Annotated in this window: 1 protein-coding gene; it reads left to right on the top strand. The window is 66.6% G+C overall.

Annotated elements, in window-relative coordinates:
- Positions 1-647: HNH endonuclease signature motif containing protein (locus tag HMI57_RS18265; RefSeq protein WP_171587418.1), on the top strand; the 647-nt coding region annotated here is incomplete at both ends.

Raw genomic sequence — 647 nt, 5'->3', positions numbered from 1 at the left:
GGATCTTCCACCGCGTCGACACCGCCGCCCGCCACCTCCAAGGCCCCGACGAACCCCGCACCCTCACCCAGCTACGCGCCGACGTCCTCGCCGACGTCCTCACCAGCGCCGGAGCCACCGGGCACATGAGCACCGGATATCCTGGCGTCGACGGGACCAGTGAACCGGATCAGCCCTACAGATCGACCACGTCGGACGGGATCAACGGATTGGGCGGGATGCCAGGGAACGGCGGATCGACCGCCGTGGGCGAGCCGATCGGCCGTGTTGCTGGTGGTGTCGGTGCCTTCTGGGGTGTGCAGGCGAAGGTGTTCGTGACCGTCCCGGTGATGACTCTCCTCGGCGGGGACGCGCCGGGGGAACTTGAAGGGTACGGGCCGATTGACCCCGAAACGGCCCGGAGACTCGCCGGGCACGCGCCATCATTCATAAGGATCCTTACCCACCCGTTCACGGGGGCGAGGCTTGGGGCCGATGCCACCACGTATCGGGTACCGAAGGACCTGCAGGACGCGGTCAGGGTTAGGGATCGGACGTGTCGGCATCCGGGGTGCAACCGGTTGGCGGTGTTCTGCGAACTCGACCACACCAAACCCTGGTCACAGGGCGGGAAAACCAGCTACGGCAATTTGGCGGCGCTGTGTAAA

Origin of the sequence: Arthrobacter sp. 260, from assembly GCF_013116745.1 — a bacterium.
Classification (GTDB): Bacteria; Actinomycetota; Actinomycetes; order Actinomycetales; family Micrococcaceae; genus Arthrobacter_D.
The sequence above is the reverse complement of the archived record's forward strand: the minus strand, read 5'-3'. Positions and strand labels throughout refer to the sequence as shown.